Origin of the sequence: Marixanthomonas sp. SCSIO 43207, assembly GCF_019904255.1 — a bacterium.
GTDB lineage: Bacteria > Bacteroidota > Bacteroidia > Flavobacteriales > Flavobacteriaceae > Marixanthomonas.
The window spans coordinates 2,078,056-2,094,553 of sequence record NZ_CP063203.1 but is presented as its reverse complement, the minus strand read 5'-3'; the positions used below and the strand labels follow the sequence as shown (position 1 = coordinate 2,094,553).

Here is a 16,498-nt window from a genome sequence, read left to right as displayed (position 1 = left end):
CTTATTACTAAGTCTAATTTATAATTTTATTTCAATATTAATCCGCGATTTTAACAAATTAACAATAATTTCAGAGTTGCATTTTTTTTTCAGCAATAATTACAGTTATTTTTGCCGCAACAAATATACCTATTATGAGACGAATATTAGCTACATTACTTACAGCAACACTACTCATTTCTTGTTCAGGAGATTCTGATACTTACAAGCTGAGTGGTACTGCACAAAACTTTGAAGATGGTACTGAAATTTATGTTTACAGAATTAAAGACAGCAATCAGCCCAAAGTTATTGACACAATAACTGTAACCAATGGTAAGTTTGAAGCAACATACCCAAAAAGCGATAGTCTTTCTGTAAACTATCTTACCGTAGAAAATGTACGTGGTAACGTGGTTTACTTTCCCGAAAATGTAGATTTAAAAGCTACCTTGTATAAAGATAGTTTGAATGCATCTTTTGTAAATGGTGGGAAACAAAATGAAGTATTTAGAACGCTTGCAGATAAACTTAAAGCTATCAATAAGCAGAAACAAGAAAATATTGAACAGTATAGAGCTGCTCAACGCTCAGGTGAAAACGTTTCAGTACAAGAGATACAGCAAAAAAACATGAAGCTCACAAATGAAGAAGACGCTTACAAAGTTGAGTTTATGCAAAACAACAAAAACTCACTTTTTTCAGTAATGCTTCTTTCTGAAATGTTGTCTAGAAAACAAATTTCTGCTGAAGAGGCCAATGAGATTGTAAGCAATCTTTCTCCAAAAGTAGCGGCTTCTCCTATTGTAAAACAGGTAGAAAGTATGATTAAATCTGCCAAAAAAACAGATATAGGTTCAACAGCACCAAACTTTAGCGCAGAAACTCCCGAAGGAGAAACACTTTCTCTAAAAGATGCTATGGGTAAATATACTATCATTGATTTTTGGGCATCTTGGTGTAAACCGTGTAGAATTGAAAACCCAAATGTTGTTAAAGTATACAATAAATACCACGACAAAGGCTTAAATATTATAAGTGTATCTCTTGACCGAAAAGGACAAAAAGACAAATGGATAAAAGCAATTGCAGATGACAATATGGATTGGTATCACGTATCAAACTTATTATTTTGGCAAGACCCAATTGCTAGACAGTATAATGTAAGAGCTATCCCGGCTACATTTTTACTTGACGAAAATGGAAAAATTATAGATAAAGACCTTCGTGGTCCTGCTCTTGGAGCCAAAATGGAATCACTTTTAGGTGATGAATAAGTTGCCAACTAATATGTAATTAAAAAAAGCCTTCAGTAACATTGAAGGCTTTTTTTAGTTTAATATTGATTTCTTGTATTAGTTTAAAACAAAGCTAATATTTACTGTAGCCTTAATTTGAATTTCGCCGGGAGCAATTGGCTGTTGTCCTCCAGAAGCATCGCTCTCCATCGCAGATTTATACATAATAGGTTGTGGATAATTGGTTTGTTCAAACTCACTAATTGAAAAAGCCTTTCCAACTGATTGATTTAAAACTCCAGCATACTCTTCAGCTTTTGTTTTGGCGTTTTCAACAGCTTTTTTACGTGCTTCAGATTTTAATTTGTCTTCATTTGATGCTGAAAAACTTACACCATCTACTCTATTGATTCCGCTTTGAAGCAACCCATTCATCAAATCTTCATATTTTGACAAGTCTTTTAAAGTTATAGATATAGATTGATTAGCACTGTAGTTATATGTTTTGCTATTGTAGTCGTAATTTTTATTTAAACGAATGTATTGAGTTTTTACATCTTTATCTTTTATACCCATTTTTTTTAAAAAGGCTAAAACCTTTGATACAGTACGATCATTTTCTTGCTTAATTAGTGTAGCATCTTTTCCTGTATTTTCTACACGAACATTTATAGATACTTCATCAGGTGTTACAGTTACAATTCCTTCACCAGTAACTGAAATTAAAGGCTGTGGTTCTGCTTTATTGGTTTGTGCGGTTGTCATCATCGTTGTTGTTAATAAAATCACTAAAATTTGAACTGTCTTTTTCATAGTTTCTTTTTTTAAATTTTTCCTAGTTTATGTAAAACAAATAATAATATGATAGGAATCGCCAGTACGGCTACAATCCATAATTGTGTTTGTAACAATCCAGGTGCAAACACAATAGTTAATACATACCCTGCAATAGCCCCGCCAAAGTGTGCGTCATGACCAATATTTCCTAATCTGCTTTTCATTCCGTAGATAGAATATAGCAAGTACATAATTCCAAAAATCCATGCAGGAATGGCTATAGGTATAAAAAACAAGTAAAGCCCCATATCTGGATAAAACAATATTGCCGAATATAAAACTCCTGTTACTGCTCCACTAGCTCCTACTGCGCTGTAATGATACTCATCTTTATGAAAAAAGAAAGATAACAGGTTACCAACAATCAAACTAGCCAAGTAAATTAATATAAACTTGATAACTCCTACGCGGTTTATTACCACATTAGCAAAAAAGAACAAGGTGAACATGTTAAAAAACAAGTGTGCCCAATCAACGTGTAAAAAACCAGACGTTACCATTCGTATTTGTTCCCCACGTCGTATTCCTGCTATATTAAATTTATACTTTTCAAAAAAAGAAAAATCATTAAAGCCTTTTAAAGATATAATTACATTGGCTGCAATGATTATAATAGTTGCAATATCTAGTTGTGGCATATCTTTTCAATAATATTAATAGGTTATTATGCAATAAAATTAATTAGTTTTGCGGTAAATTTATCTATGCAACGGCTACTTTATTATTTGTTGTACCCTATTCTTTGGCTTACCTCAATTTTGCCTATGTGGCTGTTGTATTTTAAATCTTCCTGCCTGTACATAATTACATATTATATTATTGGCTACCGAAAAAATGTAGTTAAAAACAACTTAAAACTAGTTTTTCCAGAAAAATCTTCAGAAGCTATAAACCACATTGCAAAAGAGTTTTACAAGCACTTGTGCGATGTTATTTTTGAAACTATCAAAAGCCTTACCATTTCTGAAAAAGAAATAAATAAACGATTTCAGTTTGAAAATTTAGACCTTCTAGAACACCTTTATCAAAAAGATAAAAGTGTTTTATTAATGTGTGGTCATTATGCCAGTTGGGAATGGAGCGGTATTTTAACCAAGCATATGAAGTTTAAAGGCTTTGCAGTATATAAAAAACTAGACAACCCTTATTTTGATGCATTGGTAAAGAAAATACGAGGTCGTTTTGGTGCCGAAATTATAACTAATAAAAAAATTGTTCCGCTTTTGTATCGAAATGCAAAAAAGAATTTGAAATCGCTAACACTTATTTTATCTGACCAAACTCCAAAACGAAACGCATATAAACATCGTGATACGTTTATGGGGATTGATGTTCCGGTATTTACAGGCACTGAAGAACTAGCTAAAAAACTAGACTTTGCAACCGTGTATCTAAAGGTTAAAAAGGTAAAACGAGGATATTACAAAGCTTCTTTTGAGCTACTGGCAGAAAACCCAAAAGAATATGCAGACTTTGAGATTACACGCAAGTTTTTGACCGAAATTGAAAAACAAATTCAGGATGAGCCCAAATATTACCTTTGGTCACACAAACGTTGGAAACACAGATTAAAAAATTAACCGGTAGCTATTGCTTTTAATTCTGTTATAAAGCGTTCTGCTAGAGCATCTGCATCTTTTTGAGAAGGTCCTTCTGTGTAAATACGAATGATTGGTTCTGTGTTTGATTTACGTAGGTGTACCCAGTTTTCAGCAAAATCTATTTTTACTCCATCAAGCGTATTAATTTCTTCTGAAGCATATTTATCTGCAATAGATTTTAAAATTTTATCCACATCCAATTCTGGTGTAAGTTCAATTTTCTTTTTACTCATAAAATAACTTGGGTAGCGCTTACGAAGTTCACTTACAGTAATTTTTTCTTCGGCCAAGTGACTTAAAAATAGAGCTATACCAACTAAGCTGTCTCTCCCATAATGTAGTTCTGGATAAATAACACCTCCATTTCCTTCACCACCAATGATGGCTTTGGTATCCTTCATTTTTTGAACTACATTCACTTCACCAACGGCACTAGCTGTGTATGTACCGGTATACTTTTCGGTAACATCACGTAAAGCACGAGAAGAGGACATATTACTTACTGTGTTACCCGGATTGTGTTGCAAAACATAATCTGCAACAGCGACCAAAGTATATTCTTCACCAAACATATTTCCTTTTTCATCTACAAATGCCAACCTATCAACATCTGGGTCTACAACAATACCAAAATCTGCATTCTCCTCGACAACCTTTTTCATAAGATCGGTTAAGTGTTCTTTTAAAGGTTCAGGATTGTGTGGAAACTCTCCTGTAGGATCACAGAATAATTTTATAGGCTCTACGCCCAATGCTTCCAAAAGAAGAGGAACAGCAATTCCTCCTGTAGAATTAACTCCATCGACAACTACTTTAAAGTTTGCCTTTTTGATGGCAGAAGTATTTACCAAAGGTAGTTCTAGAATTTCATCAATATGTAAATCAATGTATGAATCGTTAATAGTAATTTTTCCAAGGTCGTCTACTTCAGAAAAATTAATATTTTGAGCTTCAGCAATATCTAAAATTTCTTGTCCTGCTTCTGCATTTAAAAACTCTCCGTCTTTATTCAAAAGCTTTAAAGCATTCCACTGTTTTGGATTGTGGCTGGCTGTTAAAATAATTCCTCCGTCTGCATGTTCCATCATTACAGCCATTTCAACTGTAGGTGTAGTAGAAAGATTAAGGTCTATCACGTGAATGCCCATTCCTACCAGTGTGTTCATAACCAATTGTTGAATCATCTCTCCCGAAATACGCGCATCACGCCCCACAACAACTCGATATGAATCTTTATTGCGTTGTTTTTTAACCCAACTTCCATAGGCTGCTGCATATTTTACTGCATCAATGGGAGTTAAATTTTCACTTTGCGCACCACCAATAGTGCCTCGTATTCCTGATATAGATTTTATTAACGTCATGAACTAAATTTTTACACAAAGATACCTTTTTTAAGATGCTTTACTACGTTATGATTTTGTAAATTGTAACGATGAATTTTTTAGCCCACATTTATCTTTCCGGTGAAGATGAAGGTATCACCATTGGAAATTTTATTGCTGACGGTATTAAAGGAAAAAAATACAAGAAGTTTCCGCCTCAAATACAAAAAGGTATTCTGTTGCATCGCGGTATTGACAGCTATACAGACAGCCACCCAACAGTAAAGCAAAGTACCGCCAGACTTCACCAAAATTATGGTCATTACAGCGGTGTGATTGTTGATATTTTGTACGATCACTTTTTAGCAAAAAACTGGAACCACTACCACGACTTATCACTTGAAAAATACGTTGAAAACTTTTATGAATTACTTCAGAAAAATTTTGACATGTTACCCAACCGCATACAACGTATGATGCCTTATATGATAGCAGATAATTGGTTGTTGAGCTATGCAACGGTAGAAGGTATAAGTACCATTTTAGAACAAATGAATTTACGTACCAAAGGAAAATCAAAAATGAATTTTGCTGTTCTAGAATTAAAACAATATTACACCGAATTTGAAACCGAATTCACTTCTTTTTTTGATGAATTGATACTCTTTTCAAAAGAAAAATTAAAAGAATTATGAAAAAACTCCCCTTGCTTCTATTCATACTAGCAATTTTTGCTTGTAAAGAAACCACTCAATTACACGAAAAAACATTTAAAGTTGAAAGAAAACCAGTAAAACCAGTCCTTGCAGACAGTGCTATGGTCGTTTCGGCTAGAAAAGAAGCTTCAAAAATTGGAGTTGAAATTTTAAAAAAAGGTGGAAATGCATTTGACGCAATGATTGCTACAGAAATGGCGCTGGCAGTTACTTATCCATACGCAGGAAATCTGGGAGGAGGCGGGTTTATAGTATACAGAACGGAATATGGTGAGTTGGGAAGTATTGATTTTAGAGAAAAAGCTCCAAAAGCTGCTTCTCGTGATATGTATCTAGACAATACCGGAGTTTATCAACCCGAAAAAAGCAAAAAAGGTAGCCTGGCTGTAGGTGTTCCGGGCACTGTTGCCGGAATTTTTGCTGTACATGAAAAGTTAGGTTCGTTACCTATAGAAGTAATTTTAGAACCCGTAATCAACCTTGCTAATAATGGATTTGAAATTACAGAAAGTCAAGCAAAACGGTTTCAAAAATATGCAGAAGAGTTTGAAAAAGTTAATGGAGAGCCTTCTATTTATACTAAAACCTACCATGCAGGAGACACCTTAAAAAATAAAGCCCTGGCAAAGACTTTAAATAGAATTGTAAAAAACGGAAGAGAAGAGTTTTATAATGGTGAAACAGCACACACTCTAATTGAATACATTAAAAAGAAAAACGGAATTTTAACTCTTGAAGATCTTGAAAACTATGAAGCTGAATGGCGCGAACCTGTAATTTTTAAGTTTCACGATTTAAAAATAATATCTATGGGGCCACCTTCAAGTGGCGGAATCGTTCTAGGACAAATTTTAAACATGATTGAACCCTACCCCATTGCAAACTACGGTCATAATTCGACACAATACATTCAATTACTCACCGAAGCAGAAAAACGCGCATATGCAGATAGAAGTCATTATTTAGGTGACCCTGACTTTGTAAGTATCCCTGTAGATTCTCTTTTGTCAAAACCGTATGCTAAAAAAAGAATGCAAAACTTTTCATTTGATGCAGCAACAGCATCTTCTGAAATTGCGCCAGGAACTTTACTAGGTAAAGAAAGCACAGAGACCACACATTACTCAATTGTTGATCAATTAGGGAATGCTGTAGCAGTAACCACAACATTAAATGCTGCATTTGGATCTAAACTGTATATTAAAGAATTAGGGTTTTTCTTAAACAATGAAATGGATGATTTTAGTGCTAAGCCGGGAGAACCAAATATGTTTGGATTAATTGGTGGTGAAGCAAATGCAATTGCACCCCAAAAAAGGATGTTGAGCTCTATGACTCCTACTATAATTGAAAAAAATGATAGTTTATGGATGACTGTAGGAACACCAGGTGGCTCTACTATTATTACTTCGGTGTTGCAAACTATATTAAATGTTTCTGCCTTTGATATGAATATGCAAGAAGCTGTTAATGCACCCCGTTTTCATCATCAATGGCTGCCAGATGAAATACGTGTAGAAGAAAATGGATTCTCTGAAAAACTATTGGATAGTCTTGAGCAAAAGGGATATATCATCAACAAAGAGAGAGCTCCCGTGATTGGAAAAGTTGATGCTATTTTACTACAATCCAACGGCAAATTACAAGGTGGAGCTGATAAAAGAGGAGACGACACAGCAATTGGCTTCTAAAAAATTGCACTTAATCGGCACTTTCAAGCGCTACATCGAAATGTAAGTATTTTACTACATCTTGTAGGAAAATTAGTTAATTTTGAGAGTGTTAAACAACAATTTTTAAAGGCTGGGGAGCTCACTATTTCAATAAAACATTTGCAATTAATTTACTGTTTCAGATAATCAAGCAACTGTTGTGCTTTAATCCTCTATTGGCTTTTTTAGAAAATTTGATGTTATATAACAAAAGCCTATGAAGAAAAAATCTTTTCTTAAAGATTTGTACACCCTCATACCTTTGGTATTTAGCGGGTTACTTTGCATTGGGCTAATTTTTGTGTTATGGCAAAAAATTTCTTTCACACCTCAGTTTGAGCAAAAATTACAAGATCTAGTCTCTCTCTTTATTGGTATAAGCGGCGTGCTTTCGGTTTTTATAATGATAAGCTTGGTACTTTTTGCAATTAGTTTAAAGAAAAACAAACGCTTTGAGTTGGGCAGCCTAGAACGAATTAATCAAAAAATGCATGATTTTAGAGAAATCATTGAGATTTTGGTGCGTTCAAAAATATGGTTACCGGGATTAAAAGAATACATAGATGAAGAGTTTTCTGGATTAACCTTTTTTCAGGTTAAGGAGTTTTATAAAGGAAAATCAAAGTTGGCTATTGAGTTTCTGCAAGAAAAAAATAATTATGCCGGTACTGAAAATTTATATCTAGAATTAAAATCTTTATTACTCACCGATGCCAAACAAAAACAAATTCCGGAGACTATTTTAAAACCAGATATTTATAAAAAAGAATTGGTACAAAAGTGGCTAGAACACAAATGTGGTTCTGGTTTATGGTACTTTTTTGGGTATAAATATGGAGCTTATAAAGACGCTTTAGATCTTGATGCTGTCTATGAGCGGCATCAAGAAAAAATTATGACACTAGCCAACTCTATCGATAACAAAACATTTGAAGACTCTTCTTTTAATGAAGTTTTTCTTTCAAAGTTGGGAGAGTATATCAGTAACGAAGTTATACCTAAGCTATATCAAATTCAAGAAAAATCATCAGAGAGCTTACCTTCTTTAACGCGATACTTATATGTTTTACTGCTTTTATTGGTCTTTTTTGGAGTGTTACTTCCTCTAATATATGTACTAGTAAACCTTAGCATTCTATTTTTGGTAGTTTGCTATGCGTTTGTGATTAGTTTAATTTTCTTTATCAGCACTACTTTTTTCAGATTTTTAAACAAGATTGTAAATGACTAATTGACTATAAATTAGTAAGCAAAAAACAATATAGTCAAGTAAAGAGTTGTTCAAAAATATCATTGCAAATGAGTACCTTTGCAAACTATGACAAAAAATGAAGATTTTATTGAGGTTTTAGGGGCAAGAGTTCATAATTTAAAGGACATAGATGTTAAAATCCCCAGAGAAAAATTAGTAGTAATTACAGGCCTTTCCGGAAGCGGAAAATCTTCATTAGCCTTTGACACTATTTATGCAGAAGGACAACGTCGTTATATAGAAACCTTTTCGGCATATGCACGTCAATTTTTAGGAAATCTAGAAAGACCAGATGTTGACAAAATTGAAGGTCTCTCACCGGTTATTGCTATTGAGCAAAAAACAACTAGTAAAAGCCCACGATCTACCGTGGGTACCATTACTGAAATTTATGACTTTTTACGGTTGCTCTATGCACGCGCTAGTGATGCTTACAGTTATAACACGGGTGAAAAAATGGTGAGTTATAGTGATGAGCAAATAAAGAGCCTTATTTTAGAAGAGTTTGACGGAAAAAAAGTAAGTGTCTTGGCTCCTGTAATTCGTTCAAGAAAAGGACATTATCGTGAGCTTTTTGAACAGATAGGCAAACAAGGTTTTGTTAAAGTGCGAGTAGATGGTGAGATAAATGATATTGTCAAAGGCATGCGCATTGATCGGTATAAAACGCACGATATTGAAATTGTTATTGATAGACTTAAAGTTTCTTCTGAAACTGAACATAGCAAACGTCTTAGTGAGACTATCAATACAGCAATGTATCACGGCGATGATGTGTTAATGGTACTTGACAATGAAACCAATGAAGCTAGGTTTTTTAGTCGGTCTTTAATGTGCCCAACTACAGGAATTTCATACCCAAATCCTGAGCCCAATAACTTTTCTTTTAATTCACCAAAAGGAATGTGCCCCAACTGTAAAGGACTAGGTACTTTGTATGAAGTAAATCTTAAAAAAATTGTACCAGACGAAAGCCTTTCTATTAAAAAAGGAGCTTTAGCACCTCACGGACCCCAAAAGAAAAATTGGGTTTTTAAACAATTAGAATTAATCGCTCAAAAGTTTGATTTTAAATTAACCGATCCATTTAGCAAAATACCAGATGAGGCCAAAAAAATGATATTTTACGGTGGTAATTCTGCATTTGAGGTTGATTCAAAAACATTGGGAATTACCCGAAAATATAAAATTGATTTTGAAGGCGTTGCCACCTTCCTCCAAAATACTTTTGAAGCCAACGAATCACGCTCTTTACGCCGTTGGGCAAAAGAATATATGGATAAAGTGGTATGTCCAGAATGTGAAGGCAGCCGACTGCGAAAAGAATCCTTATACTTTAAGGTTAATGATAAAAGCATAGCCGAACTTGCTCAAATGGACATCATTGAACTTGCAAGTTGGTTTGAAAATTTAGAGTCAGAATTAAGCAAAACGCAGCTTAAAATTGCTTCAGAAATTATTAAAGAAGTTCGCACACGTATTCAATTTTTAGTCGATGTAGGTCTTACCTATTTGGCACTTGACCGGAGCTCAAAATCACTTTCTGGAGGAGAAGCACAGCGCATAAGACTAGCTACACAAATTGGTTCTCAGTTGGTAGGAGTATTATACATTCTAGACGAGCCCAGCATTGGTTTGCATCAACGCGATAATCAAAAGTTAATAGACTCCCTTGTTTCGCTTCGAGATATAGGAAACTCTGTTATTGTTGTAGAGCACGATAAAGAAATGATTGAAAGTGCCGATTATGTAATTGATATAGGACCGGCGGCCGGAAAACACGGTGGTACAATTGTTTCAGAAGGAACTCCTTCAGATATTTTAACTCACAAAACGTTAACCGCCGAATATCTGAACGGAAGTAAAGAAATAGAAATTCCGAAGAAGAGAAGAGAAGGAAATGGTGAAGTATTAAAGCTGTATGGCGCTTCAGGAAACAATTTAAAAAATGTAACTGTTGAGTTTCCGCTTGGTAAAATGATTGGGGTTACCGGCGTTTCAGGAAGTGGTAAATCTACTTTAATTAATGAAACCCTCTACCCTATTTTGAATGCCGAAATTTATAATGGTGTAAAAAAGCCAATGCCTTACAAAAAGATTGAAGGCCTGAAGCATATTGATAAAGTGATTGACATTAATCAATCTCCTATTGGTCGTACTCCACGCTCCAATCCTGCGACGTATACCGGTGTTTTTTCAGAAATACGCAGTTTATTTGCAAAAATACCCGAATCCATGATACGTGGTTATAAACCGGGACGTTTTAGTTTTAATGTAAAAGGCGGACGCTGTGAAACGTGTAAAGGTGCCGGTTTAAAGGTAATTGAAATGAACTTTCTACCAGACGTGTATGTAGAATGTGAAACGTGTCAAGGAAAACGATTTAACAGAGAAACACTAGAGATAAGATACAAAGGCAACTCCATTTATGATGTGCTAAGTATGACGATTAATGAAGCCTGTGAGTTTTTTGAACATATTCCAAAAATCTACAGAAAGTTAAAAACTATTCAAGATGTTGGTTTAGGATATATTACTCTGGGGCAACAATCTACCACACTTTCTGGAGGTGAAGCACAACGTATAAAGCTGGCTACAGAACTTTCAAAACGTGACACAGGAAACACATTTTATATTCTAGATGAACCTACAACCGGTTTACATTTTGAAGACATTAGAGTGCTTATGCTGGTATTAAATCGTTTGGTAAAAAAAGGAAATACCGTTTTAATTATCGAGCATAACCTAGATGTTATTAAAGTAGTAGATCATATTATCGATATTGGTCCTGAAGGAGGTAAAAATGGTGGGAAAGTACTCACAACAGGTACTCCAGAAGAAGTAAGCAAAAACAAAAAAAGCCATACCGCACGTTTTCTTAAAAAAGAATTACATTCGTAAAGTAGTAAAACGTAACTAAAAAAAGTGTTTCAGTAACGATCATTTATAAAAACACTAATTACAGATAACATGAGAAACGAACAGAAAAATAAAAACTGGAACTTAGTAAAAACAAACGACTCTTGGGCTATTTTCAAAATTATGGGAGAGTTTGTAAATGGATATGAAAAATTAAGCCGAATTGGGCCTTGTGTTTCCATTTTTGGTTCGGCCAGAACAAAGCCAGATCACGAATATTATAAACTAGCAGAGCGTATTGCAGAAAAAATAACAAACAATGGATATGGTGTAATAACTGGCGGTGGTCCCGGTATTATGGAAGCCGGTAACAAAGGAGCTCATTTAGCCGGCGGAACCTCGGTAGGGCTTAATATCACTCTCCCTTTTGAGCAGCACGACAACCCTTACATTGATAGTGACAAAAGCATTGATTTTGATTACTTTTTTGTAAGAAAAGTTATGTTTGTAAAGTATTCACAAGGGTTTGTAGTTATGCCCGGTGGTTTTGGAACATTAGATGAATTTTTTGAAGCTTTAACGCTTATTCAAACCCACAAAATTGATAAATTCCCTTTAATACTAGTAGGATCTAAATTTTGGAGCGGTTTATGGGATTGGGTAAAAGACACCCTTCTTGAAGCTAATAACAATGTAAGCCCTGAAGATTTAGACTTAGTTCACATTGTTGACCACGAAGATGAAGTACTTGAAATTTTAAACAACTTCTACGAAGAGTATAATCTTAGTCCTAATTTCTAATACAAACAGTATCCCCACATTATGTTTAAAAAGCTGTTTTACATTGTTTTACTATTAGTATGCAACAGTGCTTTTTCTCAAAGCACTATAAAAACAATGTTCTACAATTTATTAGATTTTCCCGAAGCGCTTCCTGCAAATAGATCTACCATACTTAAAGACATACTCAATGAGTATGATCCAGATATTTTTATGGTTTGTGAACTGCAAACAGTTGAGGGAGCCAATGCTTTATTAAATGTTTCATTAAATGACGAAGGCTTTAATTATTTAAATGCACCATTTGTAGAAAATCAATCAGGTCTTTCAGAATTACAACAATTAATTTTTTTTAAGAAAAAGAAGTTTTCATTAGTTTCTTCTGAAATCATAAGAACGTTTGTAAGAGATATTAATAGATATACATTACAAGCAAAGACAACAGATGAAGAAACCAATCCATTAAAAATTGAAATTTTTGTCACACACCTTAAAGCCAGTACCGGCAATCAAAATGAAATAAAACGATTACAAATGGTACAAGAGTTTACTGAAAAACTTGAAACACTAGACCCAAATTCGTTTGTTATTTTTGCTGGTGATTTAAATCTTTACACTTCTGCTGAACCTGCTTACCAAGAATTATTAGACCCTACTAACGCTATTAAGATGGTAGACCCAATCAATACACCGGGAGATTGGCATAACAACTCAAGTTTTCAAGCGGTTCATACTCAAAGCACAAGAATAAGCTCTGGTCCTTTTAATGCTGGTTCTGGTGGTGGTATGGATGACCGTTTTGATTTTATTCTTATTTCAGAAAATATGCTCAACAACCCAAAATTGCGTTATATTGAAGACTCTTATAAAACGGTTGGTAATAACGGTAACTGTTTTAACAATAGTGTAAATAGTGAAGACTGTTCGGGAGTGTTTTCAGAAACTTTGAGAGAAAATTTATACAATATGAGTGATCACCTTCCAGTGTTTATGGAGCTAGAAACCAATCAAGACATTGTTTTGAGCAATACAGTTTTTGTTACAAATGAAAATCAAATTCAATTAGAAAATACTTTAGTTACCACATTTTTAACTGTACATTTAAACGAGTCAATTTCAGAAAAAACACAACTTACTATTTATAATGTTTTGGGACAAAAGGTTTATGAACGTACAATATATCCTTCAGAAAAAAAGATTGACATTGCATTACCCAATCTTTCAAACGGAATCTATTATCTGAAATCTAACTTGGTAAAAAAACCTTTAAAATTTATTAAAACTTCTTGAAGCTACAGAATTTTATAATTGTTTTGTGTTTAGTAATTGCTGCGTCTGTAAACGCACAATATGATATTTCTATAAAAGCAACGTTGGTTCCTGCTTCAAAAAGTATTGACGTGCAACAAAAGATTGTATTTCAAAATACTTCAAACACTGCTTGGAATGAACTTTATTTACACGATTGGGCAAATAGCTTTTCTAGTAAAACAACACCATTAGCCAAACGATTTGCTGAAAATTATAACAGTTCATTTCATTTTGAAAAACAAGAAGATCGCGGTAAAACATCTGTTGCTTATGTGACAGATTCTTTAAACAATACAATAAAATGGAATCGTGATAAAGCAGCAGATATTATTACTATCCCGTTACAAACCCCTTTAATGCCGGGTGAAACGTTTACAGTTAACCTTGTGTATACTGTAAAATTACCCAATAGCAAGTTTACACGTTTTGGGGTAACAGATGATGGTACTTATAAATTGAAACACTGGTATATTTCACCAGCCGTTTTTGATGAAGATTGGCAGGTATACAGTAACAAAAACACAGATGATTTATTTCTTACCCCGTCACATTTTGCAATAGAGTTTAGCACCCCAAAAGAGTATTCTCTTACTACAGATCTGCAAGTGATTTCTGAAAGTCTTTCAGATACTACAAAAACTACTTTTTTACAAGGTAATAATCGAAATCAAGTAATTTTATTTCTGGAAAAACAAACTAGTTTTCAAACTATTGAAACTGATAAGTTTGCCATTATCACCAACTTAAGAGACGAAAAAATATCACCTCAAATAAGTGCGTTGGCTGTAGATCGAATTGCACATTTTCTAGACAGTAAGTTAGGCTCCTACCCCTTTGAAAAAATGGTTATAAGCGAAGCTGAATATCGCAATAATCCTGTATATGGCCTTAATCAGCTTCCAGATTTTATTAGTCCATTTCCGGCAGGTTTTGAGTATGATATGGAACAGCTTAAAACCATTACCCGAAAGTATATTGAAACATCATTGTCACTCAACCCACGAAAAGACAATTGGTTAATTGGAGCTCTGCAAATACATTTAATGATGGATTATGTGGACACCTACTATCCAAAAATGAAAATTTTAGGGAGTTTAAGTAATTTTTGGGTAATTAAATGGGCACACGCAGCAGATTTAGAGTTTAACGATCAATATCCGTTACTTTATCTTAATATGGCTCGCAACAACTTACAACAGTCATTAACTACTCCACGAGATTCATTGGTAAAGTTTAATAAAAATATAGCGACAGATTACTATGGTGGGTATGGATTGAAATACCTCTCAGACTATCTAGGAAAAGAGACTGTTTCAAAAACTATTCAAGATTTTTACTCTGAAAATAAACTGAAAGCCGTAAACGTAAAAACATTTGAAAAAACGCTTCAAAAAAACACTGCATTACCTATTAATTGGTTTTTTACAGATTATGTGGATTCCCGTACTACTATTGATTTCAGAATAAAAAAGGTTAAAGAGAATCAAGATTCATTAACAGTAACTGTAAAAAATACTCGAAAAAACACAATGCCGGTTTCTATCTACGGAATCAATAATGACAGCATTATATTTAAAAAATGGATGCTTCCTTTTACGGGTGAACAAACTGTTACAGTTCCTAAAAATAACGTACGAAAGCTGGTTCTAAACTATGAAAAAAATATTCCTGAATATAACCAACGCAATAACTACAAAGCTGTAAAGGGACTGCTTAATAGACCTTTACAATTTAGACTTTTTCAAGATGTAGGTGATTCTCGTTACAATCAAATCTTTTTCATGCCAGAGTTTCAATATAACTTATATGATGGATTTGTAATTGGCCCAAAAGTGTACAATAAAACAGTACTTGCCAAAGGATTTCATTATCGCTTAACTCCGCAAATTGGTTTAAAATCAAAAGAGCTTATTGGAAGTGGATCTGTTGTTTACACAAAAAACTATGACAAAGAATCGCTTTATGCCATGCGTTATGGCTTTGCAGGAAGTTATTTTTCATATGACCGTGATTTATTCTATAGACGCTATACTCCATTTATCACCTTTGCTTTCAGAAATAAAGATTTACGAGATAATGAAAAGCAGTTTATCAATTTAAGAAGCGTTAGTGTTATACGAGATGAAAATCCGCGAGATCCAGACCAAGACCCAAATTACAGTGTGTTTAACCTTCAGTATGTTTACTCAAACCCAAATTTGATAAACTACTTTAGAGGTGTTGTAGATTATGAAATTTCTTCAAAATTCAGTAAAATTTCAACAACGCTTGAATATAGGAAGCTATTTTTAAATAATCGTCAGCTTAATTTACGGTTTTTTGCCGGAGCTTTTTTATTCAACGATACTCGAGAAAACGATGATTTTTTCAGTTTTGCATTAGACAGGCCTACCGATTATCTTTTTGATTATAATTACTACGGAAGAAGCGAACAAAGCGGGTTATTCAGTCAGCAATTAATCGTTGCCGAAGGAGGTTTTAAATCTCAGTTGCAGCCCAAGTTTGCAAACAGTTGGATAACCACAGTAAATGTAAGTACAAATATCTGGAAATGGATTTACGCCTATGGTGACGCCGGTTTAATTCACAATACCGACACTGGCACACAAGGAGTTTTTGATACCGGAATACGTATGAGCTTGGTAGCAGATTATTTTGAACTGTATTTCCCATTGTATTCAAACCTCGGCTGGGAACCCGGTCTAGACGATTATGATCAACGCATTCGTTTTATTGTAACACTAGATGTAAGAACGTTACTAGGGTTATTTACTAGAAAATGGTATTAAAAACTACTCAATATAAGGTTTATATTTTTTAAACTTATTATCAACTTTCTTAAAATAGCTACTTCAATTAAATAATTATCAATTAATAAGCAATATTTT

12 protein-coding genes are annotated in these 16,498 nt (G+C 33.9%); 9 read left to right on the top strand and 3 right to left on the bottom strand.

Annotated features, from left to right (window positions below; all coding sequences use genetic code 11):
- Positions 1-134: 134 nt before the first annotated feature.
- Positions 135-1,256, top strand: coding sequence for a TlpA disulfide reductase family protein (locus tag INR76_RS09775; RefSeq protein WP_223107731.1), 1,122 nt, complete (start codon positions 135-137; stop codon positions 1,254-1,256).
- 78 nt (positions 1,257-1,334) lie between these two features.
- Here INR76_RS09775 and INR76_RS09770 read toward each other — a convergent pair whose 3' ends face one another.
- Both INR76_RS09770 and INR76_RS09765 read right to left on the bottom strand, forming a co-directional pair.
- Positions 1,335-2,030: an SIMPL domain-containing protein gene (locus tag INR76_RS09770; RefSeq protein ID WP_223107730.1), complete on the bottom strand. Its 696-nt coding sequence runs from the start codon at positions 2,028-2,030 to the stop codon at positions 1,335-1,337.
- Positions 2,031-2,041: 11 nt separating this feature from the next.
- Positions 2,042-2,692 (bottom strand): rhomboid family intramembrane serine protease, encoded by a 651-nt coding sequence (locus INR76_RS09765; RefSeq protein WP_223107729.1) that lies wholly within the window; start codon positions 2,690-2,692, stop codon positions 2,042-2,044.
- Between the two features lie 66 nt (positions 2,693-2,758).
- On the opposite strand from INR76_RS09765, the gene INR76_RS09760 reads away from it, so the two are divergent.
- Complete coding sequence (locus INR76_RS09760) at positions 2,759-3,634, top strand: lysophospholipid acyltransferase family protein (RefSeq protein ID WP_223107728.1); 876 nt, start codon at positions 2,759-2,761, stop codon at positions 3,632-3,634.
- Here INR76_RS09760 and glmM read toward each other — a convergent pair.
- Complete coding sequence (gene glmM / locus INR76_RS09755) at positions 3,631-5,019, bottom strand: phosphoglucosamine mutase (RefSeq protein WP_223107727.1); 1,389 nt, start codon at positions 5,017-5,019, stop codon at positions 3,631-3,633. The two genes, INR76_RS09760 and glmM, sit on opposite strands and share 4 nt — an antisense overlap.
- A gap of 71 nt (positions 5,020-5,090) precedes the next feature.
- On the opposite strand from glmM, the gene INR76_RS09750 reads away from it, so the two are divergent.
- The 7 genes from INR76_RS09750 (at position 5,091) to INR76_RS09720 (ending at position 16,399) form a co-directional block, all read left to right on the top strand.
- Positions 5,091-5,675, top strand: a complete 585-nt coding sequence (locus INR76_RS09750; RefSeq protein ID WP_223107726.1) for an ACP phosphodiesterase — start codon at positions 5,091-5,093, stop codon at positions 5,673-5,675.
- A complete protein-coding gene (ggt, locus tag INR76_RS09745; RefSeq protein ID WP_223107725.1) occupies positions 5,672-7,387 on the top strand; it encodes a gamma-glutamyltransferase in 1,716 nt (571 codons plus the stop codon). The genes INR76_RS09750 and ggt overlap by 4 nt, the downstream gene beginning before the upstream one ends.
- Positions 7,388-7,625: 238 nt before the next feature.
- The gene (locus INR76_RS09740) at positions 7,626-8,639 is read left to right on the top strand and encodes a hypothetical protein (protein ID WP_223107723.1); all 1,014 of its coding nucleotides are present in this window, start codon (positions 7,626-7,628) and stop codon (positions 8,637-8,639) included.
- Between the two features lie 87 nt (positions 8,640-8,726).
- The gene (gene uvrA / locus INR76_RS09735; protein ID WP_223107722.1) at positions 8,727-11,561 is read left to right on the top strand and encodes an excinuclease ABC subunit UvrA; all 2,835 of its coding nucleotides are present in this window, start codon (positions 8,727-8,729) and stop codon (positions 11,559-11,561) included.
- Positions 11,562-11,630: 69 nt separating this feature from the next.
- A complete protein-coding gene (locus tag INR76_RS09730) occupies positions 11,631-12,320 on the top strand; it encodes a TIGR00730 family Rossman fold protein (protein WP_223107721.1) in 690 nt (229 codons plus the stop codon).
- Between the two features lie 96 nt (positions 12,321-12,416).
- Entirely contained in the window at positions 12,417-13,589 is a 1,173-nt protein-coding gene (locus INR76_RS09725) for a T9SS type A sorting domain-containing protein (RefSeq protein WP_223107720.1), read from the top strand.
- Positions 13,586-16,399, top strand: a complete 2,814-nt coding sequence (locus INR76_RS09720) for a metalloprotease (protein WP_223107718.1) — start codon at positions 13,586-13,588, stop codon at positions 16,397-16,399. The genes INR76_RS09725 and INR76_RS09720 overlap by 4 nt, the downstream gene beginning before the upstream one ends.
- Positions 16,400-16,498 lie beyond the last annotated feature (99 nt).